This window comes from Streptomyces sp. TRM68416 (genome assembly GCF_014596915.1).
In the GTDB taxonomy this organism is placed as follows: domain Bacteria; phylum Actinomycetota; class Actinomycetes; order Streptomycetales; family Streptomycetaceae; genus Streptomyces.
This window is the reverse complement of the sequence record NZ_JACVWU010000017.1, coordinates 19011-39431: the sequence shown is the minus strand read 5'-3', so window position 1 is coordinate 39431 and position 20421 is coordinate 19011. Positions and strand designations below refer to the sequence as shown.

Below are 20421 nucleotides of genomic sequence, written 5' to 3'. Positions count from 1 at the left end.
CCTGCTGGCGGCGGCGCGGCCCCGGCAGGGGCCGTACGGGGGCGGCGGCCGGGACTAACGCCCCTCCTGTTGCCGCAGTCGGTCCTGGGCCTGGGTGGCGATGACGGCGGCCTGGATGCGCCGCTCCACGCCGAGCTTGGCCAGCAGCCGGGAGATGTGGTTCTTCACGGTCTTCTCTGCGAGGAAGAGCCGCTGTCCGATCTGCCGGTTGGTCAGGCCCTCCCCGATCAGGGTGAGGATCTCCCGCTCGCGGCCGGTCAGGCCCGGCAGCGGCTCCGGTTCCTCCTCCTGCTGCTGCTCGTGGCGCAGCCGCGCCATCAGCTTGGTGGTGGCGCTCGGGTCGAGCAGGGACTGCCCGGCGGCGACCGTGCGCACGGCCGACACCAGGTCCGAGCCCTGGATCTGCTTCAGTACGTACCCGGAGGCCCCGGCCATGATCGAGTCCAGCAGTGCCTCCTCGTCGTCGAACGAGGTCAGCATCAGACAGGCCAGTTCCGGCATCCGCGACCGCAGCTCCCGGCAGACGCTGACGCCGTCGCCGTCGGGCAGGCGGACGTCGAGCACCGCGACCTGCGGGCGCAGGGCGGGCACGCGGACCAGGGCCTGCTCCACGGTGGCGGCCTCGCCCACCACCGAGATGTCCGGTTCGTCGTTCAGCATGTCGTGCACTCCCCGCCGGACCACCTCGTGGTCGTCCAGCAGGAAGACCCGGATCGGGTTCTCGGGGCCCGGCAGTGCGCCGTCCGCCATCGGATGCTCCTCGTCCTGTTCGCCGCGCCGGGTGTGCCGTCCACGGTGTGCTGTCCTTGCTGCGATCTTCGTCCGGTCGAGGGCCCAAGGACCAGGGCCGGTCGGCCCTGATTCCGTCCTCGGCCGACGGGTACCCCGCAGGCGCGAGGGGGCGCTCGGCCCGGTGCACCGGGGCCGGCCGGCCCTGGGGCGCGGTCGTGAACCGCAGGAAGGTGGAGATCCGCCGGACCAAGAGAACCGGACCGGAACCAGACCGGAACCGGACCTGAACCGGACCTGAACCGGACCGACAGAGGGAGTGGGGCACATGACGGCCAGAGACACCGGGATCCGCGTACGTGCGGCGGGCGATGTGGACGAGGAAGCTCTCGCGTACGTCCGGGCGAAGGTCGAGGCGGCCCTCGACCGTCCCGGGATTCAGGTGGAAGGCGGCGAGGTGCGTGTCACCCGGGCCGCGGCGCTCCACGTAGAGCTGCCGTGGTCGGCCGCGGCCGAGGTCCGGGTGGGCGGCGAGCTGGTGGTCGTACACGCCCGGGAGGCGAGCGCGCACGAGCTCGCGGACCGGCTGCAGGACCGGCTGCGCGGCCAGGCCGATCGCGCGGTGCACCGAGGTGACACGGCGCGCAGGGCGGCCACGCCTCCCCCGTGGCGCGGAGGGCCGGCCGCTTCCTGAGCGGGCGAAACGGGTCGGTCGGACTCGGGCCAGGGCCGTTCGGCCCTAGCCCGGCCGACCGCTGTCCGGTTCGAATGATCTGTCGAACGCAGAGGCGACGAAGGTTCACCCGCCACGACCCGTACGGAAGCCCGCCATGCCCTACGACAACGGCCCACCGACCGCTCCAGGTCCGCGCCGGAGCATCGAGCTCGACAGCGCGGAGGCCCTGCGGCTGCTGGGCAGTGTGTCCTTCGGGCGGATCGTCTTCACCCAGCATGCGCTGCCGACGATCCGCCCGGTCAACCATGTCCTGGACGGCGGCGACATCGTCATCCGTACCCATGAGGGGGCGGCGCTGACCTCGCGCACCCGGCACGCCGACGGGCCGGGGGTCGTCGTGGCCTACGAGGCCGACGTCATCGATCCGCACACCCACCTCGGGTGGAGCGTGGTCGTGACGGGATACGCCCATCTGGTGACCGACGCGGCCGAACTGGCCCGCTACACGAGGCTGCTGCACCCGTGGGTGGAGCGGACGATGGACTACGCGATCCGTATCCGTCCGGACCTGGTCACCGGGGTCCGGCTCACCGCCGCCTGACCGCGGCCCCGGTGGCGCCGGCCCCCGGTCTCACCGGGGCGTCGGCACCAGCACCACGGGGCAGTGCCCGCGGTGCACCAGCGTGTGTCCGACGGGGCCGAGCTGCGGCCCGAACCGGCCCGGGCGGCGGTGCGTGCCGATCACGACGACGGCCGCCTCGCGCGTGGCCTCCAGCAGGGCGCGGGCCGGGCCGGTGCGGACCGTGCGGGCCTCGACGTCGACCGCGGGGTGGCGTTCTTGGAGGTCGGCCAGGCTGAACCGGGGCACCGCGTCCTCGGCCCGGCCGTGCCGGGCCTGCGCCCGCTGTCCGGGGCTGGTGGCGGGGATCAGCGAGGGCAGTTCGGGGGTGACGAACCGGTGGGTCCAGGAGTGCACGACGCGCAGTCCGACGCCCCGGCGTTCGGCTTCCTCGAAGGCGTAGGCGGCCGCGTCGGCGTCGGCGTCGCTCTCCAGGCCGAGCAGGACCGGGCGCGCGCCGTCGCACGGGTGGTCGCCGCGGACGACGAGCAGCGGGCTCGACACGTGCGCGGCCAGCCCGAGGCTCACCGAGCGGGCCAGCAGACCGGTGACCGGTCCGAAGCCGCGGGTGCCCACGACGGTGAGGGCGGCGCCCTCGCTCTCCCGCGCGATGCCGGAGGCGGCACCGCCGGTCACGGGCTTCGACGTCACCCGCAGGCCGGGGTGGCGCGCGTGGACGCGGGCGACGGCGGAGGCGAGGACCGGTCCGGCCTCGTCCCGGTCGGGTACGGCGTACACGACACGCAGGACCGCGTCGCGCCGCGCGGCCTCGTCCGACGCCCAGTCGAGGGCGCGTACGGCTATCAGGGTGCCGTCCACTCCGACGACCACGTGCTGGGCAGTCATGGCTGCTCTCCCTTCCTCTCTGTGCTCCCGATACTCGTCGCGTGCGGGAGCCTGCGACAGGGGCCGGGCGAACCCTTGGGCGGGCCATACGGCCCCAGGCGGCCTGCTGTTCAGGAGGTCAGGTCGACGCCGTACAGCGTGCGTCCGCCGACCAGCTCGCGGCCGGTCACCAGGGCCGGCTCTATGCGGATGAAGACCTCGTTCGGCGAGGGCACCCAGGAGCGCGGCCCGGTGCGTTCCAGGCGGGCGTTCTCGGCGGGGTCGGTGACGACCGTGGCGGGGCCGGTGACGACGACGCTCCACCCGGAGTGCGCGACGGAGTCGACCTCGTCGGCCTCGAAGGCCACCACGGCGCCGTCGACGGCGCGCACCATCTCCGAGTCGGCCGCGGTGCGCAGCAGCACGGCTCCGTCGTCCTCCAGGCGGAAGTTGACCGGCAGAACGGCCGGCAGCGCGTGCCGGGTGTGGACGATGCGGCCGACCGGCGCCTTGGCCAGCAGCCGCAGGCACTCCTGCCGATGGAGTTCGCGGAATCCGTCGTTGCGGTACATGGCCAGTCCGTCTTTCCCGATAGGAGCCGTATGTGCTCTTTCTCTATCGTTCGTGATCGCCGGTGCCGTTCGAAGGGCCATCAGTCCCGGGCTCGCCCGCAGACAGCCCTTGTCAGACGGCGATGCGGCGTCCACTGACGGTCCGGGGCTCGATCCGCACCCACAGGGCGCGGCGACCGCCCGCCCAGGGGGCGCTGTACGCCCGCTCGTCGAGCCGGCGCGCCTCGTCGGGGTCGGTGACGGTCCGGGCGTAGCCGCGGACGAGGACGCTCCAGCCGCTGCTGAAGGCGTCGTCGATGCGGTCGACCTCGAAGGCGACCTGGCAGCCGGAGGCCTGCGCCGGTGTCGTGCCGAGGCGGGTGCGGAAGACGATCGTGTCGTCGAGGACGGTGTAGTTGACGGGGACGACGACGGGTCCGGTCTCGGTGGGGACGGCGAGGCGCCCCACGCCGTGCGTGGCAAGCAGCGCACGGCACTCGGCCGGGGAGAGTTCGCTGAACTCGGGGTGCGGAGCGGCCCGGCCCGGTCCGGGCGGTCGTTCGGCCTCTCCCCCGGTCAGTTCCGTGACGGTGGTCTGCAGGGCCTCGGCCAGCCGGATCAGCGCCCCGATGCCCGGGGCGGCGACCGTCTGCTCCTCCAGGTAGCGCAGATAGCTGGAGGCCATGCCGGCCCGCGCGGCGACCTCGCGCCGAGTGAGGCCGAGTCGTGCGCGCCGCAGCGCGAGACGGCGTCCGAGGTCGCTCATGGGCATGCTCTCGGCCGCCGTCGACGAGACCTGTTCGGTCATGGCCCGTCGCCTCCTCCGGTCGGTCCCCCCGACGGATGCGGGTGGTCCCCCGCCCCTCAAGGGTGTTCGGGTGCGGGAGGCGCCGCTTGGGCCGGTCGGTCCCCCCGTGGGCGCCGGTCGGGGTCGATTCGCCGGGGCGGGCCCAAGGACCCGACCGGATCCCCGGGCGGGGCCGACCGGCCCTTCCGCCGCGCCGGGCGCACCCACTTGGCTCGGACCATGCGCGAAAACCTCACCCCGGCGACGCCGCCCCTCACGGAACGCGTCGTGGCGGAGACCACCGTCGTGGAACTGCACGGCGAGCTCGATCTGTGGGCGGCATCCCTGCTGACCGCTCGGCTCGACGCACTGACCGCGGGCCCCTGCCCCGATCTGGTGCTCGACCTGCGTGACGTGTCCTTCGTCGACTGCAGCGGCCTGGCCGTCCTGTGCCGGGTCCGGACCCGCGCCCTCGCCCGGCACGGCCGGGTGCGCGTGGTCACGGCGAGCCCGCACTTCCTGCGCCTGCTCCGCCTGACCGGTCTCGCGGGCGTCTTCGAGCTGTACGCCAGTCTGCCGAACTCCCTGTCCACGACGTCGGCCCGGGCCACCGCGTCCGTGACAGCGGGCTGATCCACGCGACGCGGGGCCTGCCCCTAGGGATCACGCGACGCAGTGCCTGCCCCTAGGGATCACGCGACGCGGTGCCTGCCCCTACGAATCACCGGCCGCGCACGGCAGGGCGGTACCGGTCGGACAGCCACCGGCCGTACCCGACCGACCCGGGCAGCACGCCGACGGCCCTACGCCGGACGCCCACCCCTGCGGACCACCAACCCCGGGCGGACAACCACCCGCCCCCACCCGACCGACGCGGGCAACACGCCGACGGCCCTACGCCGGCCCCCACCCCTGCGGACCACCAATCCCGGTCCGTCAGCCACCGGCCGTACCCGACCGACCCGAGCAACACGCCGACAGCCCTACACCGGACCCCCACCCCTCCAGACCACCACCCCCCGGCGGGCAACCACCCGCCCCCACCCAACCTACCCGGGCAACACGCCGGCCGAGCAGCGTGGAGGGGCCGGCCCTGCGGAGGTAGGCAACCGCCGCGCCTGCCCGATCCGGGCAACGTGGAGGCGCCGCCCGAGACCGGCGGAGCCGCCCGCGGCATCGGGCAGGCAGCCGCCGCCATCGTTTCCGGCGACCGCGTTCGTTGGAGCTGCCGACCCACGGGGCGGCAGCCCTGCGGGCCGGCTGCCTCAGTCGAGCAGGCGTGGGGCGGGGCGGCGCGGTGTCGCCGGGCCCTGGGGGCCGTGGCCGAGGCGGACGAGGATCTGGGCGTGGCCGGTGTGGTCGGGCGTGGGGCTGAGGGATGCGCGCAGGTCGGGCCATTCCAGGGCCTGGTGCAGCAGGGACGTGCGCAGTCCACGGGCCGTCGCGACCAGCAGGACGCGTTCCAGGGCCTGCCCGGCACGCAGCCAGTCGGCGCGGCGGTCGTGCTCGGTGGTCAGCAGGGCGATGACCGGGGCCTTCTCGAAGGAGCGGGCGGGCAGCCGCTCCGGATGGCGTTGCGCGGTGAAGTCGCGCATGGGCAGCCTCTCCCTGGCGTCCTGCGGGCCGAGCGCCTCCAGGGGCACGCCCGTGTCGGAGGCCGAGTACGGGTCCTCGCGCACCCATCGGCGGCTCTCCGCCGCGCGGTCGGGGTCGGCGTGGTTGCGCCGCTCGCCCAGGGCGGTGAGTTCGAGCAGCCGGGCCGTCTCCGCCGCCTGGGGGAAGACCAGGGACGCGCCCTCCGCCTCGGCCGCCGCCGCCAGTTCGGCGCGCAGCCACAGGGGCAGCGGATCGTCCGAGAAGGGCAGGCGGCTGCTCCGCCTGCGCCAGAGGGCCGCGTACAGCTCGCCGTCGGCCGTCTCCGTCTCCCACGCCCCGCTCTCGGTCGGGTTCACCGTGGCCAGGAGCGTGGGGTCCCGCGGGGAGGGCAGCAGCCGGATGACGGGTGCCCAGCCGAAGTGCTCCAGGGCGACCCGGAGGTTGAGGACACATGCGCCGACCGAGATGTGCAGGGCGCGGCCCTCCGGGTCCGTGAACCGCAGACCGTGGGCCGGGGCGGCACGGACGTGGAAGGTGACCGTCTCGGGGTCGAGGCGGAAGCGCCAGGGCTGGGAGTTGTAGAGCGAGGGAGCGGCGACGGCCGCCGCAACGCAGGTCTCCAGGGCCACGGCGTCAAGGGATGTGCTGCGCATGATGCCCTCCTCTCGCCGAATGGGTTCTGTCCTTCGAGCGTGGGCACCCGTCCCCGCCACGGTGAGGGGCCGATGGTCCCCGGCCAGGGCCCGAGGGTCCGCGGCGTCCGGGCGGGACCCGGCGGCCGAACCGTGCCGACGGGAGGGCTGAACGGCCCCTTTGGAGCGTCGGGTTGGTCCCGACAGGACCCCCGATCCCGCCTGACCGGCCCATATGGCGAGCGGTCGGCGGCTGTCACCGTCGGGTGAGCGAGGACGACGACGAGGAGATACGGACCGATGGACGGCACCGTGTGCACGAAGAAGCGGATGTGGCGGTGGCGGAGCAATCCGCTGCGCCGCCGCGACGACATCATCGAGGCCTGGATCGTGCTGCTCGTCTGGGCGGTCGTCGCCGTGGGCGGCAGCGTCGCGGGCCTGGTGACGGCACACGCGGCCGACGAGGTGTTCGCGCGGCAGCGCGTCGAACGCCACCGCGCCCAGGCCGTTCTGCTCGCGGACGTCCCGCCCGCAACGTCCGCGGTCGGCGCGGCACGCCAGCAGGGGCTGGCCGAGGTCCGCTGGACGGCCGCCGACGGCACCACACGCACGGACCGCACGCTGGTCACCCGGGGTCTGAAGGCCGGCGCCGAGGTCGACGTCTGGCTCGACCGCCGGGACGGCCTCGTCACCGAGCCCCCCAGCCGCACGGAGGCCGCCGTCGAGGCCGCCGTCCTGGGCGCGGCCGCCGCACTCGCCCTCGCGGGCACGGCCTTCGGTGTCGGCGCGGTGGCCCGCTGGCAGCTGAAGCGGCGCTGCGTGGCGCAGTGGGGGCGCGAGTGGGAGCTCGTGGGGCCCGAGTGGGGGCGGCAGAACAGCTGATCCGGCCGGGCCGGTCGGACAGCCGTTGCGATACGCCAGGCCGGTCGGACAGCTGTTGCGGCACGCCAGGCCGATCCGTCAGCCGTTGCGGCACGCCAGGCCGATCCGTCAGCCGTTGCGGCACGCCAGGCCGATCCGTCAGCCGTTGCGGCACGCCAGGCCGGTCGGACAGCCGTTGCGGTACGCCGGGCCGCTCCGTCAGCCGTTGCGGTACAGCGTCGTGAGCAGTTCGACGGCCGTCTGCGTCGCCGGGTGCGGGTCGTCGCGCCACCAGCCGAGGCGTACGGCGACGGGTTCGGCGTCGCGCACCGGCCGGTACACCACTCCGGGGCGCGGGTACTGGTGGGCGGTCGCCTCGGCGGTCATGCCGACGCAGCGGCCGGTGGCGATCACGGTGAGCCAGTCGTCGACGTCGTGGATCTCCTCGGTCGCGGGGCGGGCGTCCGGCGGCCACAGTTCCGCCGTGGTGGTGCCGGTGCGGCGGTCGACGAGCAGGGTGCGTCCGGTGAGGTCGGCGAGGCGGACCGAGCGCCGCCGGGCCAGCGGGTCGTCGGCGGCCACCGCGCACAGGCGGCGTTCCAGGCCGACGATGGCCGAGTCGAACCGGCGGTCGTCCAGCGGCCGGCGGACCACGGACAGGTCGCAGGCGCCCTCCGCGAGCCCCGCCGTCGGCGAGTTGACGCGCACGAGCTGGAGGTCCGTCCCGGGCTGGGCGGCGGCCCAGCGGCGCTGCAGGGCCGAGGTGCGCCGGCCGAGGGCGGCCCAGGCGTAGCCGATCCGCAGGTGCCCGTGTCCGGAGGTGGCCTCGCGGACCAGGTCGTCGACCTCGCCGAGCACCCGCCGGGCATGCGCCAGCACCCGCAGTCCGGTGCCCGTCGGGGTCACCTCGCGGGAGGTGCGCCGCAACAGCCTTACTCCCAGGGCCCGTTCGAGCGAGGCGAGGGTGCGCGACACGGCGGCCTGCGAGACGCCGAGCGCGAGGGCGGCGTCGGTGAAGCTGCCCTCGTCGACGATCGCGACGAGGCAGCGCAACTGGCGGAGCTCCACATCCATGACTCAAGCGTATAGATCGATCGGCGCACGCATTTTGCGCATGCGTTCGGCGGCAGCACGATGCCTGCATGCGCGTCCGAACCGCACCTGCCTCCGCCCCTCAAGTCCCCCTCCCCCGACCGGAGTCGGCCCGTGCCGGCCTCGCGGGCGTGGCCACCATGGTCGGCAGCGGCCTGGCCAACCAGACCGGTGCCGCGGTGGGCTCGCTCGCCTTCCCCGTGCTCGGCCCGATCGGTGTCGTGGCGGTACGCCAGTACGTCGCCGCCGCCGTCCTGCTCGCCGTCGGCCGGCCGCGGCTGAGGAGCTTCACCCGGCACCAGTGGTGGCCGGTGGTGCTGCTGGCCGTGGTCTTCGGCACGATGAACCTGTCGCTGTACACCGCCGTCGACCGGGTCGGCCTGGGGCTGGCGGTGACCCTGGAGTTCCTGGGCCCGCTGGCCATCGCCCTGGCCGGCTCGCGGCGGCGGGTGGACGCCCTGTGCGCGCTGCTCGCCACGGCCGGTGTCGTCGTACTGATGCGGCCGCGGCCCTCCGCCGACTACCTCGGCATGGCCCTGGGACTGGTGGCCGCCGCCTGCTGGGCGTCGTACATCCTGCTGAACCGGACCGTCGGGCGGCGCATCCCCGGCGCGCAGGGTGCGGGGGCCGCGGCGGCGCTGTCCGCGCTGCTGTTCCTGCCGGTCGGTGTCGTCCTCGTCGTACGGCAGCCGCCCACGCTCGCGGCCGTCGGCTGCGCCGTCGCCGCCGGGGTCCTCTCCTCGGCCGTCCCCTACCTTGCGGACCTGTTCACCCTGCGCCATGTGCCGGCCCGGGTCTTCGGCCTGTTCATGAGCGTCAACCCCGTCCTCGCCGCACTCGTCGGCCTCGTCGTCCTCGGCCAGGGCCTCGGCGGGGCGGAGTGGGCCGCCATCGGGGCCGTCGTCGCGGCGAACGCGCTCAGCATCGCGACCTCGCGCGCATGATGCCGCAAGCGGGCCCGGCGGCGGCACAGCCACGCGGCACGGCGTCTCTCAGGGCACGGGCGCCCGTTACGGACGCCCGCCCGCGCCGACCCCCGAGACCACCAGGTCCACGACCCCGTCGAGAAAGGCGTCGTCGAGGGGTTCGCGGGTGAGCAGGAGGCGCATGTGGACGGGCCCCAGCAGGGCTTCGAGGGCGAGTCGGCGGTCGATGCCGGGGCGTAGTTCGCCCCGCTGTTCGGCGCGGTCGAGGACGGCGGCCCCGGCGGCGAAGCGGTGGTCCCAGAACCGCTCGCGGGCTCCTTCGTACTCGGCCATGTCCTCGCGCACGGCCATCCGCAGCAGCAGTTCGCCGAGCGGCGTGCGGGCGAACGCGGCGGTGTGGCGCAGCAGCGCGCCCAGGTCCGTGGGCAGGGCGCCGGTGTCCGGGACCGGCAGTTCCGTCTCCGTGCGGTCCAGTACGGCGTCGAGGGCCAGGTTGGCCCTGGTCCCCCAGCGCCGGTAGATCGACGTCTCGTGCACGCCCGCGCGCCGGGCCACCTCACCGATCGACAGCGCGTCGAGGCCGCCGTCGAGCAGCACCTCCACCGTCGCGGCCAGCACCGCGGCGCGCACCCGGGCACTGCGGCCGCCGGGTCTGCGCGCGTGGGGCTGGGTTCGGGCCGGCATCGTGCCAACGTAACGCAGGCCCCGGCCGTTCGACCTCCTGGGGAGGCGGATCAGCTCGCTCGCCGCTGCGGGGCGGGCGCGGGCGCACGGTACTCCGCGCGCAGGGGCACCACGGGGACGGGCGGCGCGCTCGCCTGCCGGGCGGGCCCGGGCCGGTGGGCCGGGGTGCGACCGGACGCGAGGACCGAGACCTGTACCGCCGCGACCGCCGTGGCGGCCATGCCGACCAGTACGACGAGCGTGAACGACATCCAGAAACCCTCGGGGAGGAGCATGTACCTCACCCTCTCACTAACGCAGTCATACTTGCGTTAACAGTGTCCCGCTCCCGTCCGGACGAAGCAAGTCCGCTTGTCACAGGGCGATTTGGGCAGCGGAGGGAGAAGAAACGAGGGCACCGGACATGACACCGCCGCGGCCCCTCGTTCGATCGAGGGGCCGCGGCGCTGCGCTCCGGTCCGCCGGCCACCGAGCCGCACGGCTCAGCCGGCCTGCGGGACTCCCTTCCGGTGCGCCGGATGACGGATGTGCGCGTCGGGGCCGGGGAACACGAGCGTCACCTCGTGCGTGTCGGACCAGCGCACGTCGTAGGGAGGGGTGCCGTCCTCGTGGCGCAGTCCGACGATCTCGCCGTCCCGCCTGGTGGCACCCGTGGTCGGGCTTTCGACAACGAGCCGATCACCGAGTCGGGCCCGCATGATCACCACCCGCTTCCTCGCACTGCTGCGGCCGCCGCGGCGGCCGTCGGATGTGTCAGACGGCCCAGCCGACCGCCTGCCGGGGCGCCTGCTCGCGCACGGGGGCCTCCATGCCCTCGATGTCCTGCGTGGCGGCCTCCACCAGTTGCCCGGCGAGGTCGTGCAGGGCCCTGCCCGCCGCCAGTTCGTCGCCGATCTCCGGCACGTCCCGGTCGGCGGGGTTGCGGTGCGCCGTCCCCTGACCGGTCAGCGACGCGTTCCCGGTGTCCAGCACCACGCGCGCCTTCGTCGTTCCCTCCTCCTCGAAGAGGTAGAGGCGCACCTTCCATTCCGCGGTGTGGTTCATCGCGTCCTCCTCCTGCCGTCGGCCCCCTCTCCCCCTTCCATGGTCATTCGGCGGCACGGACGGCACCAGGTCCCCCAGGGCCCCGCCCGAAGGGCCGTTCGGCCCGCCGCGTCTCGTCCCGCCGGGCCGATTTCTGTTATGGCACCCCCGGCCTGCGGTCTCCCCTAGTACCGGGCGAAAGAATGCGCGGACCGGAAGGGGACGTGGTCAGGCATGGCAGCAATGGGAGAACACGAGTACGCGGTGGTCGAGGCGGCCCAGCGCGGCGCTCTGTGGGCGCAGGACGAGTTGGTGGGCGCGTACCTGCCGCTGGTGTACAACATCGTGGGGCGGGCGCTGAACGGGCACGCCGACGTCGACGACGTCGTACAGGAGACCATGCTGCGCGCGCTGCGCGGACTCGGCTCGCTGCATCACCCGGGCAGCTTCCGGTCCTGGCTGGTGGCCATCACGATGAACCAGATCCGCACCCACCACTACAAACAGCAGGTGGCGCCGGCGGGAGGGGACCTCCAGGACGCCTACGACGTGGCCGACCCCGGTGCGGACTTCGTGGATCTGACGATCGTGCGCCTCGGGCTGGAGGGCCAGCGGCGCGAGGTGGCGCAGGCCACACGCTGGCTGGACGGCGACGACCGGATGCTGCTGTCGCTGTGGTGGCTGGAGGCCGTCGGCGAGCTGAGCCGGACGGAGGTGGCCGCGGCGCTGGAGCTGCCGCCGGAGCACACGGCCGTACGGGTGCAGCGGATGAAGGCCCAGTTGGAGACCGCCCGTCTGGTGGTACGTGCGCTGTCCGCGACTCCGCTGTGCGCCGACCTCGGCCAGGTGATCGGGAACTGGGACGGTCGCCCGTCGCCGCTGTGGCGCAAGCGCATCGCCCGCCACGCCCGGGAGTGCGTACGGTGCTCCGGCCACCGGGCCGACCTCGTCCCGGCCGAGGGACTGCTGGTGGGCCTGGGGCTGGTGCCCGTGGCCGCCGCGCTGACCGGCCTCGCCGGACTGACGGCCTTCCAGGGCTCCGAGACCGCGGCCGAGGCGACCGTCGCCTTCGGCATGTCGGCGCACCCGGACCACGGCCACTCCACCGCCACCGCCACCGCGGAGCACGACGACGCCCTCGCCCACCCGGAGTCCGGCTCGGATGACCCCACTGCCGTACTCGCACCGGCGCGCGCCGCACGCTCCCGCGGGCGACACGGCCACCGCGCGCGGAGGCGAATACGGCAGCGCCGCCGCGCCGCCGGCGTCGCCGCCGCGGTCGCCGCACTGATCGCAGGAGGCACCGTCGCGACCTTGAGCCTGCAGCCGGACGGGGAGGGCGACACGGTCCGGTCCGCCGCCGGCACACAGCCCGAGGCACCGGCCCCGGCATCCTCCTCCGCGTCCCCCACCCCCTCCGCCTCACCGTCCCCGTCGCCGTCACCCAGCGCGTCCTCCTCCCCCAAGCCCAGTGCTACGTCCCCGAAACCCACGCCGACACCGTCGCGCACGAGCGCGGAGCCGACGCCGTCCAGGCCCCAGCTGTCCGCGTCCCCGGCCGCCGCCCCCGCGGCCGCCCCGGCCGCGCAGGTGCTGGCCCTCGTCAACGCGGAGCGGGAGAAGGCCGGATGCGGGCCCGTGACATCCGACGACCGTCTCGCGCGTGCCGCCCAACTGCACAGCGAGGACATGTCGCAGAACGACTACTTCGACCACACCGGCCTGAACGGCAGCACCTTCGCCGACCGGGCCACCGCCCAGGGACACCCGTCGCCCGGGGCCGAGAACATCGCTCAGGGGCAGCCCACCCCCGAGGCCGTCATGGAGTCGTGGATGAACTCCCCGGGCCACCGGCAGAACATCCTCAACTGCTCCCTCACCACCATGGGCCTCGGCGTTGTCGACGACGACTGGACCTGGACCCAGGTGTTCGGCTACTGAATCGAGCGTTCGGTCCTGTCTCGGTCGCGCGATGACCGACCTCCAAGATCTTCGGCAGAGTCAGGTGAGGAACGCAGGAGGCCCCGCCGGGGCAGGGTGACCACATGGGGTCCCTGCCCCGACGGGGCGCGGTCGGCCGGGCGGCGGGTTACCGGCGCCCGGCCGAGGCCGGTGCCGTGTGCGGTGCTTTGCGGCTCAGCCGAAGTCCACGTCGCTGCACCACATGTAGGTCTGGTCGAGGTGCGAGGCCTGCCAGATCACGAACACGATGTGGTGTCCGGTGTAGCCGGAGGTCTGGACGGGGAACGTGATGTTCTGTGCCGGGGCGAAGCGGCCGGTCTGCGTGATGAAGTCGAGGTTGCCCCAGCCCAGGGTCTGGGTCTTGGGGTTGAAGCCCTGCTTGCTCACGTAGACCCTGAAGTAGTCGGCCCCGTGGGACGCCTGGTCGTACAGGTGGATCGAGAAGTTGTTGCCGATGGTGGTGGTCTTCCACGGTCCGGGCCTGTCCAGGCTGGCGTTCCTCGAGAGGTTGTTGCTGCAGAGCGTGCCGTCGGGGGTCCGTGCCTGGAACTGGCCTCCGAGGCCGTCGCGGAGCGCGCTCATCCAGTTCCACATGGTGTCGGAGTTGGCCTGGAAGGCCTGCCAACACATGGGATCTTGGGTTTGCATGGCCGGGTTCGTGTGGTTGTTGCCCCACGTCTTCCAGCACTGGTACGCGCGAGTGGCGGGGCCGACGACGGTGCCGTGAGCCTGGGCGGGGGTCGACCAGGCGAGGGCGCCGACGACCACGGCGAACACCATGACGAGCGCCTGGAGAGGCCGGCGGAGGGACGCCCGCGAACGCCCGGTTAACGGACTTTCTGTGCGCATGTGGGGGGACTCCTTCCAGTTGCAAGGCTGTGATGGGAGCGCTCCCAAAGTTAGGCCTTCTGTGTGAGATGTCAATGGAGCAGAAGGAGTTGATTACAGGGGCGGGTGGCGAGCAGGGAATCCGCCGTGAGCCGGGAGCCGGAATTGTTCGCGGGGCCGGAAGACGAGGGTGCGGCCCGGACCGGTGCGCCCGCGGGGCGGGCGGTGCGCTCGCGCGGCGGGCGGTGCGCAGCGAGGCTCCCTCGGTCTCGGTCAGGCCGTCGAAGGGCAGCAGCACGTCACCGGTGGTTCCAGGTCACGGCCCTGCCGGCGCCGGATGGCCCGGCGCCGGCAACGCGCCGCCCGGGTGGTTCAGAAGCTGATGCCCAGGGCCCAGCCGCCGAGCAGCATCACCATGGCGGTGATCAGCACGACGCCGACGAGGTTCAGCCACAGTCCGGCCCGGATCATCTGCGGCATGGTCACATGGCCCGACCCGAAGACGATGGCGTTCGGCGGCGTCCCGACCGGCAGCATGAAGCTGCAGGTGGCGGCCAGCGCGGCGGGCGCGAGCAGCAGCAGCGGGTCGAGACCGATACCGACGGCGACGCCGCCGAGGACCGGCAGGAACGTCGACGCGGTGGCGGTGTTGCTGGTGAGTTCGGTGAGCATCAGGATGATCAGGCAGACGGTGCCGATCAGCAGAACGGTCGGCAGACTGCCCAGACCGCTCATCTTCGTGCCGATCCAGTCGCTCAGCTTGGTCTCCTGCACGGCCTTGGCCAGGCTCAGGCCACCGCCGAAGAGCAGCAGCACGCCCCACGGGATGCCGGACTGCGCGGTACGCCAGTCCATGGTCATCGTCATGCCCCGCTCTCGCGTGCTGCGCGCCGCGGGGATGAGGAACAGCGCGATGACGGCGGCGATGGCGACGGCCTCGTCCGTCAGCCTGCCCATGAAGGGGAGGACCGAGGTCAGCCCGGACCAGTCGGTGAGCGGCTCCTTGAAGACCCACAGCAGGGCGGCCGTGGTGAAGACGGCCAGCACGTTCCACTCGCCCCGCGACATCCGCCCCAGCTTGTCGATCTCCTCCTGGATGACCTCCTTGCCGCCGACGACGTCGGTGAGCCGCGTCGGGTAGATCACCCGGGTCAGCAGCAGCCAGGCGATGACCAGGAAGACCGCGGAGAGGGGCACGCCGACCTTCATCCAGTCCGCGAACGCGATGGTGATGTCGTAGTTCTGCTCGACGAACCCGGACAGGATCAGGTTGGGCGGGCTGCCGATGAGGGTGGCGAGACCGCCGATGGTGGCGGCGAAGGCGATGGCCAGCATCAGCCCGGTGGCGAAGTTCTGCGTGTCCTTGTCGGCGGCCAGCTCGGAGACGGGGCCGCCGATACCGGCGTCCGCCCCGGAGGCGCCCCCGCCTTCCCCGGCGCCGACCGCGTCGTCGGTGTTCTCGGCGTTCTCGTCGTTGTCGGTGTTGCCGGCGCCGGTGCGCTTGGCGATCACCAGGGCCAGCACGCTGGTGCCGATGGGCAGCATCATCAAGGTGGTGGCGGTGTTGGACACCCACATGCTGAGGAACGCCGTGGCCACCATGACCCCCAGCACCAGTTGCCGGGGCTTGGTGCCGATGGCCCGCATGGTCAGCAGGGCTATCCGCTTGTGCAGGTTCCACTTCTGCATGGCCAGCGCGATGACGAAGCCGCCCAGGAAGAGGAAGACCGTGGGGTGCGCGTAGGGAGCGGTCGCGTCCCCGATCTCCAGGACGCCGAGCAGGGGGAACGCCACGATCGGCACGAGTGAGGTCACCGCGAGCGGCATCGCCTCGGTCATCCACCACACGGCGACCAGCACAACCACGGAGGCCGTGGTTCTGGCCGGGGTGGACAGTGCTGCGTCCTGAGGGAGGAGGAAGTACGTCGCGAACGCGAGTACCGGGCCGAGGACCCGGCCGAGCCAGATCCGTCGGTTGGGCAGATGCGATTCGTCCGCACCCGGCCGGGGACCGGCCGAGACCCGAGCGCGGGCCTCGACCTGCTGGGTGTCCGTGTTCATGACCGTCCCTTTCGGAAACACTCCGGCCACTCGGCTGTAACCGGCGTGCTGGGGAATGTGGCACGGGTCACTCCGGCTGTCCCTGTTTTGTTCTTAACGGTCGCGGTCGCCGTCGCCCTTGCCCTTGCCCTTGCCCTTGCCCTTCGAAGGCTTGCACTTGACACGGCCACCTTATCGGCAACAGTGTAGCCATTATGGGCATCTGGTCTCAGCCGCAACCCGATTCCCGGTTCGTCGCGGTGGAGGGGCTGCGCATCCACTACAAACGCGCCGGTCACGGCCCGGCACTCCTTCTGCTCCACGGCAGCGCCTCGTCGCTTCAGCACTTCGACGGTGCGGCGGACCTGCTGTCGCGGTCGTACGACGTGATCCGCCCCGACCTGCCGGGGTTCGGCCTGCCCGGCCCGCGCACGGACCGCGACTACCGCATCCCGGCCTACGCCGTGACCGTGGCGCGCTTCGTGGAGGCGCTGAAGGTGCCGCGTTACGCGATGGCGGGCAGTTCCCTGGGCGGCAACATCGCCTGCAACCTCGCACTGGACCAGCCGGACCGGCTGACCGGCCTGCTGCTGGTCAACGCCACCGGATACCCGGAGAAGGCGGTGCCCGCGAGCATGCGCCTGACCCGCAATCCGCTGCTGCGCCCTGTGTTGCGGCGGGTGATGCCGCGCGGCGCCATCGAGCGCAGTCTGCGCTCGGCCGTCGACCCGCGCTCCACGATCGTGGACGACGCCCTGGTCGACCGGGCCCATCAGCTCATGAACCGGCCCGGGAACCGCTCGGCCTTCGTCGACTTCTGCAACACCGACCAGCCCGACCGAAGCGCGCAGATCCCCCGTATCACGGTGCCCACGCTCGTCCTGCGCAGCGCGCGTCTGGACGGCCAGCACTTTGCCCGCGACATCCCCGGTGCCGCGGAGCTGGTGCATCCGCACGGCGGTCACCTGCTGCCCGAAGAAGAGCCCGAGTGGGTCGCGAAGGCGATCGCGGACTTCCTCGGCTCCCGCGCCGACACCCCCACGCACTGAGGCCGAGGAGGCCCGTTCCATGAAGTACTTCGTCGCCCCGGGCGAGGACCGCCGGCTCACCCCCGGCTCGCGGCAAGCCCTGCGCGGCAGTTTCGTCGAGCTGTCCGACGGCGTCACACACTACGAACTGAAGGGCCCGGAAGACGGGGATACGGTCGTGATGGCCGGCGGGCTGACCATCCCGCTGTTCTACTGGGACGGCCTCGTCGCCGAGCTGAACGCCCGCGGACTGCGGACGCCGGCCTTCAGCGCGTACGGCCGCGGCTATTCGGACCGCGTGCGGGCGCGATACGACGAGAACCTGTTCGTACGGCAGCTGGCCGAGCTGACGGACCGGCTCGGTCTGACGGCACGCCCACTGCATCTCGTCGGCACCTCCATGGGGGCGCTCGTCGCCATGGCCTGCGCAGCCCGGCACCGCTCGTCGATGTCCACGCTCACCGTCGCCGGACCCGCCGGTCTGGCGAAACCGCGGCCGACCTCCCCGCACCGGCTGCTGCGCAGCGATCTGCTGGCCGGCCTCGTGGCCCGGCGGCGCGGCCGACGGATACTCCAGCGGCACCTCGGGCACAACGTCCGCGACCCCGAACGCGGTGCGGAACTGACCGAGATGGTCCTCGACGCCTTCCGCTTCGAGGGCTCGCTGCACGCGGTCTTCGACACGCTGCAGCACCTGCCCGTCTCCGGCCGGGACGACCTCTTCCGGCCGACGGGGACGCTGGGCATTCCGACCCTGCTCCTGTGGGGCGAGGAGGACAGCGTCATGCCCCTGGCCCACTTCGCCCCGGCACGCGCCCTGCTGAAGCCCCGGCACCATCACGTCATCCCCGAATGCGGCCACATGGCCCCGTTCGAACGGCCCCGCGGCGTCGCCGACCAGCTCGTCCCGTTCGTGGCCGCACGCAGCGAAAGGCCCGACTCGTGAACAACCCACCGGTCATCGACGTCCTGGTCATCGGGGCGGGCCCCTCGGGCTCCGCCCTGGCCATCGACCTCGTACGCCGCGGCCTCGACGTACGCATCGTCGACAGGTCGCCCCACGCCTTCCGCGGCTCCCGCGCCAAGGGCGTCCAGCCCCGCAGCCTCGAAGTCCTGGAAGACCTCGGCGTCCTGCCCGACGTGCTGGCCGGCGGCAGCACCTACCCCAAGCTCGCGCTCCGTGCCGGGCCCCTCGCGGTGCCGTGGCGAATGTTCCCCCACAAGGAGGCGACCCCGGACGTCCCTTATCCGAACACCTGGCTGATCCCTCAGTTCCGCACGGACCGCGCCCTGCACGCCCGGCTCGGCGAGCTCGGCTGCGAGATCGAGTTCGGCAGGGAACTGACCGAGCTGACGCAGCACGAGGACACGGTCGTCACCAAGGTGTCCGGCACGGACGGCACGCAGGAGATCGCCGCCCGCTACGTCGTGGGCGCCGACGGCGGTTCCAGTGCGGTACGCAAGCAGCTCGGCGTCGGTTTCGTCGGGACGACGGACGAGAGCGACCGGATGCTCGTCGTCGACGCCTCCGTGACCGGTCTGGCACGGGACCGATGGCACATGTGGCCCGGCCGGGGCGGCCGGTTCATCGGCGCCTGTCCGCTGCCCGACAGCGACATGTTCCAGTGGATGATCCGCCTCACGCCGGACGAGGAAGCGCCCTCGCAGAAGGACGACATCCTCCGGCGGATCCACGCCCACACCCACAACCGGCGCATTCAACTGCACGACATCCGCTGGACGTCGGTGTTCCGGCCCAACATCCGCCTGGCGGAAAGCTACGGCCGAGGGCGGGTCTTCCTCGCCGGTGACGCCGCGCACGTCCACACACCGGCCGGCGCCCAGGGCCTGAACACCGGCATACAGGACGGGTACAACCTCGGCTGGAAGCTCGGCCAGGTCCTCGCCGGGGCGGACGCGGCGCTGCTGGACACCTACGAGGCCGAGCGGCAGCCGATCGCCGCCGGGGTCCTGGGCCTGTCCACGGACAAGTGGGGCGGCATCGCCAGGCTCGACCCGACGAGCATGAAGCGGGGCAGGGACGAGCAACAGCTCACCCTCACCTACTACGGCGGCCCGCTCGCCCCCGCCGACGGCACGCGCACCGGGACCCTGCGCGCGGGCGACCGCGCCCCCGACGCCCGACTGCTCGGCGCCGACGGAACCGCGACCCGGCTCTTCGACGTCCTGCGCGGACCCCACTTCACCGCCCTCGCCTACGGCCCCGATGCCGCCCGGGACCTCGAACAGCTCGCCTGGCCGGCGGCGGGCGCGCAGCTGAAGCGGCTCACCGTCGGAGCGTCCGCCGCCGACGGCCGCCCCTTCTCCGACCCCCGCGGCACACTGCGGCGTGCCTACGGCCTGACCGGCGACACGCTGCTGCTCATCCGTCCCGACGGCTACATCGGGCACATCGCCACGTCGGACTTCCTCACCAGCACGCGCACCGCCATGCGTGCCATGACACCGTAGGCAAGGAGCCGCACCATGTACCGGCAGAACCGCCTCCGCACCGATCGGGGGACCGCCGTATGAGCCGCGTACTGCTGCGCGGGGCGCAGGTCGTCACCATGGCGGCGGACCGGCCCGACGCCGAGCGCCTCGACATCCTCGTCGACGGCGACCGCATCGCCGCCGTCCACGAGAACATCGAGGCACCCGACGCCGAAGCCGTCGACCTCTCCGGTCGTATCGTCATCCCCGGCCTGGTCAACGCCCACCTGCACACCTGGCAGACCGCCCTGCGCTCGGTGGGCGCCGACTGGACGCTGATGGAGTACCTCACCCACCTCCACGGCGAGTGCGTCGGCCACTACACCCCGGCCGACATGCGCATCGGCACTCTCGCCGGCGCACTGAACCAGCTCAACTGCGGCACCACCACCCTCGGCGACTGGTGCCACAACGCCCTGTCGCCCGAACACGCCGACGCGGCCGTCGAGGGACTGGTCGAGGCCGGTATCCGCGCCGTGTTCCTGCACGGCACGCCCTACCGCTCTCCGGACACACCGCACCCGCTCGCCGAGATCGACCGGCTGCTCGACGGCCCCGTCCGCGGCCATGGCCTCCTCACCCTGGGCATGGCGCTCCAGGGACCGCAGTACTCCTCGCCCGACACCGCGGTGGCCGATTTCCGAGCCGGCGCAGAACGCGGTCTCCTCGTCTCGATGCACCAGAGCGGCGGGGAGCCCGCACCCGGCTGGCAAGCCGTGCGCTCCGCCGGACTGTTCGGCCCCCTGACCAACGTCGTGCACGGTTCCGGCCTGCCCGACGACTGGATCGCGACGCTCGTCGAAGCGGGCGCCACCTTCACCACCACCCCGGAGAACGAACTGGGCCAGGGACACGGCGCACCCGTCACCGGGTCCCTGCTGCGTCTGGACTCGGCGCCCTCCCTGGGCACCGACACCGACACCGCCGTACCCGGCAAGCTCCTCACCGCCGCCCGGATCGCCCTGGCCCATCAGCGCGGCCTGGACCACGACCGGCACCGGCGGACGACCGGCCTGTACGCCGACTCGCCCTCGGTCACCGCCAGACAGGCACTTTCCTGGGCCACGGT

At 72.9% G+C, this 20421-nt stretch carries 20 protein-coding genes and 2 pseudogenes; 10 read left to right on the top strand and 12 right to left on the bottom strand.

Annotated features, from left to right (window positions below):
• Positions 1 to 54: 54 nt before the first annotated feature.
• Positions 55 to 750 carry a response regulator gene (locus tag ICC28_RS25545; protein ID WP_188291050.1) on the bottom strand — a complete coding sequence of 232 codons (696 nt, stop codon included), beginning with the start codon at positions 748 to 750 and terminating at the stop codon, positions 55 to 57.
• A gap of 307 nt (positions 751 to 1057) precedes the next feature.
• Here ICC28_RS25545 and ICC28_RS25540 point away from each other — a divergent pair, with 307 nt between their 5' ends.
• Positions 1058 to 1423, top strand: a complete 366-nt coding sequence (locus tag ICC28_RS25540) for a hypothetical protein (RefSeq protein WP_188291049.1) — start codon at positions 1058 to 1060, stop codon at positions 1421 to 1423.
• A gap of 136 nt (positions 1424 to 1559) precedes the next feature.
• On the top strand, positions 1560 to 2006 hold the full coding sequence (locus tag ICC28_RS25535) for a pyridoxamine 5'-phosphate oxidase family protein (protein ID WP_188291048.1): 447 nt from the start codon (positions 1560 to 1562) through the stop codon (positions 2004 to 2006).
• 30 nt (positions 2007 to 2036) lie between these two features.
• On the opposite strand, the gene ICC28_RS25530 is transcribed toward ICC28_RS25535, so the two are convergent.
• From ICC28_RS25530 to ICC28_RS25520, 3 genes are all read right to left on the bottom strand, one after another.
• Entirely contained in the window at positions 2037 to 2870 is an 834-nt protein-coding gene (locus ICC28_RS25530) for a universal stress protein (RefSeq protein WP_188291047.1), read from the bottom strand.
• A gap of 110 nt (positions 2871 to 2980) precedes the next feature.
• Positions 2981 to 3421, bottom strand: a complete 441-nt coding sequence (locus tag ICC28_RS25525) for a pyridoxamine 5'-phosphate oxidase family protein (protein WP_188291046.1) — start codon at positions 3419 to 3421, stop codon at positions 2981 to 2983.
• A 112-nt stretch (positions 3422 to 3533) separates the two neighbouring features.
• Positions 3534 to 4208, bottom strand: a complete 675-nt coding sequence (locus ICC28_RS25520; protein WP_188291045.1) for a helix-turn-helix domain-containing protein — start codon at positions 4206 to 4208, stop codon at positions 3534 to 3536.
• A gap of 219 nt (positions 4209 to 4427) precedes the next feature.
• On the opposite strand from ICC28_RS25520, the gene ICC28_RS25515 reads away from it, so the two are divergent.
• A complete protein-coding gene (locus ICC28_RS25515; protein WP_188291044.1) occupies positions 4428 to 4820 on the top strand; it encodes an STAS domain-containing protein in 393 nt (130 codons plus the stop codon).
• Between the two features lie 632 nt (positions 4821 to 5452).
• Here the strand turns inward: ICC28_RS25515 and ICC28_RS25510 are convergent.
• Complete coding sequence (locus ICC28_RS25510) at positions 5453 to 6436, bottom strand: Acg family FMN-binding oxidoreductase (RefSeq protein WP_188291043.1); 984 nt, start codon at positions 6434 to 6436, stop codon at positions 5453 to 5455.
• Positions 6437 to 6715: 279 nt separating this feature from the next.
• Here ICC28_RS25510 and ICC28_RS25505 point away from each other — a divergent pair, with 279 nt between their 5' ends.
• Positions 6716 to 7297, top strand: a complete 582-nt coding sequence (locus tag ICC28_RS25505; RefSeq protein ID WP_188291042.1) for a hypothetical protein — start codon at positions 6716 to 6718, stop codon at positions 7295 to 7297.
• Positions 7298 to 7495: 198 nt separating this feature from the next.
• On the opposite strand, the gene ICC28_RS25500 is transcribed toward ICC28_RS25505, so the two are convergent.
• Positions 7496 to 8350: a LysR family transcriptional regulator gene (locus ICC28_RS25500; RefSeq protein WP_188291041.1), complete on the bottom strand. Its 855-nt coding sequence runs from the start codon at positions 8348 to 8350 to the stop codon at positions 7496 to 7498.
• 68 nt (positions 8351 to 8418) lie between these two features.
• Between ICC28_RS25500 and ICC28_RS25495 the strand changes: the two genes are divergently transcribed.
• Entirely contained in the window at positions 8419 to 9312 is an 894-nt protein-coding gene (locus ICC28_RS25495) for an EamA family transporter (protein ID WP_188291040.1), read from the top strand.
• Between the two features lie 66 nt (positions 9313 to 9378).
• Here the strand turns inward: ICC28_RS25495 and ICC28_RS25490 are convergent, their stop codons facing one another.
• The 4 genes and pseudogenes from ICC28_RS25490 to ICC28_RS25475 form a co-directional block, all read right to left on the bottom strand.
• The gene (locus tag ICC28_RS25490; RefSeq protein ID WP_188291039.1) at positions 9379 to 9978 is read right to left on the bottom strand and encodes a TetR/AcrR family transcriptional regulator; all 600 of its coding nucleotides are present in this window, start codon (positions 9976 to 9978) and stop codon (positions 9379 to 9381) included.
• A gap of 50 nt (positions 9979 to 10028) precedes the next feature.
• On the bottom strand, positions 10029 to 10253 hold the full coding sequence (locus ICC28_RS25485) for a hypothetical protein (RefSeq protein ID WP_188291038.1): 225 nt from the start codon (positions 10251 to 10253) through the stop codon (positions 10029 to 10031).
• A 242-nt stretch (positions 10254 to 10495) separates the two neighbouring features.
• A pseudogene (locus ICC28_RS25480) lies at positions 10496 to 10676 on the bottom strand (DUF1918 domain-containing protein); the annotation flags it as partial.
• A 55-nt stretch (positions 10677 to 10731) separates the two neighbouring features.
• On the bottom strand, positions 10732 to 11022 hold the full coding sequence (locus ICC28_RS25475; RefSeq protein ID WP_188291036.1) for a DUF1876 domain-containing protein: 291 nt from the start codon (positions 11020 to 11022) through the stop codon (positions 10732 to 10734).
• Between the two features lie 213 nt (positions 11023 to 11235).
• Between ICC28_RS25475 and ICC28_RS25470 the strand changes: the two genes are divergently transcribed.
• Positions 11236 to 12942 (top strand): sigma-70 family RNA polymerase sigma factor, encoded by a 1707-nt coding sequence (locus ICC28_RS25470; protein WP_188291035.1) that lies wholly within the window; start codon positions 11236 to 11238, stop codon positions 12940 to 12942.
• 195 nt (positions 12943 to 13137) lie between these two features.
• Here the strand turns inward: ICC28_RS25470 and ICC28_RS25465 are convergent, their stop codons facing one another.
• Both ICC28_RS25465 and ICC28_RS25460 read right to left on the bottom strand, forming a co-directional pair.
• On the bottom strand, positions 13138 to 13743 hold the full coding sequence (locus ICC28_RS25465; RefSeq protein WP_188291034.1) for a lytic polysaccharide monooxygenase: 606 nt from the start codon (positions 13741 to 13743) through the stop codon (positions 13138 to 13140).
• Between the two features lie 420 nt (positions 13744 to 14163).
• Positions 14164 to 15852 (bottom strand): SLC13 family permease, encoded by a 1689-nt coding sequence (locus ICC28_RS25460; protein ID WP_188291033.1) that lies wholly within the window; start codon positions 15850 to 15852, stop codon positions 14164 to 14166.
• A gap of 194 nt (positions 15853 to 16046) precedes the next feature.
• Here ICC28_RS25460 and ICC28_RS25455 point away from each other — a divergent pair, with 194 nt between their 5' ends.
• The 4 genes and pseudogenes from ICC28_RS25455 to ICC28_RS25440 all read left to right on the top strand — a co-directional run.
• On the top strand, positions 16047 to 16880 hold the full coding sequence (locus ICC28_RS25455; RefSeq protein ID WP_188291032.1) for an alpha/beta fold hydrolase: 834 nt from the start codon (positions 16047 to 16049) through the stop codon (positions 16878 to 16880).
• 19 nt (positions 16881 to 16899) lie between these two features.
• A complete protein-coding gene (locus ICC28_RS25450; RefSeq protein ID WP_188291031.1) occupies positions 16900 to 17805 on the top strand; it encodes an alpha/beta fold hydrolase in 906 nt (301 codons plus the stop codon).
• Complete coding sequence (locus tag ICC28_RS25445) at positions 17802 to 19331, top strand: FAD-dependent oxidoreductase (protein WP_188291030.1); 1530 nt, start codon at positions 17802 to 17804, stop codon at positions 19329 to 19331. The genes ICC28_RS25450 and ICC28_RS25445 overlap by 4 nt, the downstream gene beginning before the upstream one ends.
• Before the next feature lie 59 nt (positions 19332 to 19390).
• A pseudogene (locus ICC28_RS25440) lies at positions 19391 to 20383 on the top strand (amidohydrolase family protein); the annotation flags it as partial.
• Positions 20384 to 20421 lie beyond the last annotated feature (38 nt).